Origin of the sequence: Mycobacterium sp. (genome assembly GCF_035570115.1) — a bacterium.
In the GTDB taxonomy this organism is placed as follows: Bacteria; Actinomycetota; Actinomycetes; order Mycobacteriales; family Mycobacteriaceae; genus Mycobacterium.
Genome location: NZ_DATMLH010000071.1, coordinates 1 through 2,197 on the forward strand (window position 1 = coordinate 1; position 2,197 = coordinate 2,197).

2 protein-coding genes are annotated in these 2,197 nt (G+C 64.2%); one reads left to right on the forward strand and one right to left on the reverse strand.

The annotated features are described in order from the left end of the window. On the forward strand, positions 1-855 hold an 855-nt coding region (locus VNW74_RS05275), incomplete at its 5' end, for an acyl-CoA thioesterase (RefSeq protein WP_325675547.1). Here the strand turns inward: VNW74_RS05275 and VNW74_RS05280 are convergent. After that, positions 830-2,197: AMP-binding protein (locus tag VNW74_RS05280; RefSeq protein WP_325675548.1), on the reverse strand; the 1,368-nt coding region annotated here is incomplete at its 5' end. The two genes, VNW74_RS05275 and VNW74_RS05280, sit on opposite strands and share 26 nt — an antisense overlap.

The window sequence follows — 2,197 nt, forward strand, 5'->3', positions numbered from 1 at the left end:
CGTCTCTACGGTGGCCAGGTTGGGGCGCAGAGCCTGCTGGCCGCTGCGGCGACGGTCGATACCGACCGTGTCGCCCACTCGTTGCACACCTCGTTTTTGCACCCGGGCGACGACACCCATGCCGTCACCTACGACGTCAACTGGGTGCGTGATTCGCGTTCGATGTCAACCCGTGTCGTTACCGCGCAGCAAAACGGACGAATGCTGGCCACCAGCGTCGCGTCGTTTCACACTGCACCAACGGGAGACCACGCATCCTCGATCGAACATGAATGGCCACCGGCCGACGGTGAACCCGTCCAACCGCTACCCGACCCCGACACGCTGCCATCGCGCTTGGCATCGTTGTCGGATCGATACGGTGACGACATTCCGAGCGGAGCCGCCCTACGATGGCCGGTCGACTTGCGGTACGTCGACCAAGTGCCCTGGAGCGATTCGGTGGCCCCACCCCGAAACCGGCTCTGGCTGAAGGCTATTGGCTACCCGCGTCAGATCGCGGGCGCCGATGCCGCGGCCCTGGCCTTCGCGACGGATATGCCGATGTTCGAACCCGTGTACTTTCCCACCGGAATAGCGTGGCATGACATGGTCGGCCACACGGCCCTGCTGGGGGCTACGCTGAATCATTCGGTTTGGTTGCACCGTCCGGCACGCCTTGATGACTGGCTGCTGCTCGAGCAGTTCGCACCCATCGCACACGAATACCGGGCGTTCTGCCGCGGCGAATTACGCTCCCGTTCACGACAACTCGTGGCGAGCGTCGCCCAGGAGATGGTGTTTGTCGCGCCACGTACTCGCCTGCCCGATGCACCGGCGGAGCGGACGGTCAGACGCCCTGATGGTTCGACCTGAGTTGCTCGCGGGACAACTTGCCGGTGACATTACGAGGAAGTTCGTCAACCAAGGCCAGCCGTTTGGGCAGCTTGTAGCGCGCCAACCGTTGCGCCGCAAAGGTATTCAGTTCTTCGAGGGTGATGGTGACCCCGGGTTCCGCCACGACGACCGCCAAGCCGACCTCACCCCATTCCTCGTCGGCGATACCGACGACGCCGACGTCACGCACGTCCGGATGCAGCGAGAGCACCTGCTCGATTTCGGCTGGGTAGATATTTTCCCCGCCGGACTTGAACATCTCTTTGACACGGCCAACCGGATAATAGAAGCCGTTCTGGTCGCGGTAAGCCGAATCGCCGGTTCGAAACCAGCCGTCCCCCGTGAAGTAGTCGCCGTTGTCGCGATCCCAATACCCGACGGTGATGCTCGGGCCCCGCAACCAGATTTCACCCGTAACGCCATCCTCGACGTCGCGGCCAGTGGCGTCGACCAGCCTTATCTGGGTGTGCAGCGCGGCGCGACCCGTCGACCCCCTCTTGGCATGGTCGAGGCTCGCCGCCTCGTCGTCGAGAGCCGTTGCCATCGGGCCCATCTCGGTCCCGCCGTACTGCGGCTGCAGCGGGAATCCGCGGTCGGCCCACACCTGGAGGAGTTCCGGCGAGGCGATCGCTCCGGCGATGATCCCGTGGCGTAGGTGCGACAAATCCGCCGCGGCGAAACCGGGAGTCTCGGCCATGCGCTGATAGAGCAACGGAATGGCGGCGATGTGGGTGATTGGCGGGTCGTGGCTAACCAGATGCCGAAGGACGTTTTCAGGGTCGAAGCGGGTCATCGTCGTCACCGCGCCGCCGAAGTAGAGAATCGGATTGGCCATCACGGTCAGGCCGCCCGCGTGGAACAGCGGCATCGGATTGAGTTGGTGGCACCCGGGCTGGGAGTATCCGGTGGTGTGGGCGGTGTTGAGGGCCTGCCACACCAAGTTGGCATTGGTGGACAGGGCGCCTTTTGGCCGCCCGGTGGTCCCCGACGTGTACAGAATGTGAGTGGGCTGGTCCATTGAGATCGCGCCCGTTGCGCGGAACGGGGTGGCCGCCGCGATAGCGGACTCGTACTCGGTCTCGTCGTGCGGCCGGTTGAAGGAAAGGCGTTGGGCGATATCGGCTTTCTCGGCAACGGTGACGGCGACCTCTGCCCACTGATCATCGTGGACGATGACGTTGGGCCGGGCGTCCAGGCAGATCTCCTGGATCTCGCTGGCGTGCAACCTCCAATTGAGCGGCACGAACAGTGCGCCAAGTCGCATGCAGGCGAACTGCACCTCGAACACGCGCGGGTCGTTCTCGCTGATCAACGCCACCCG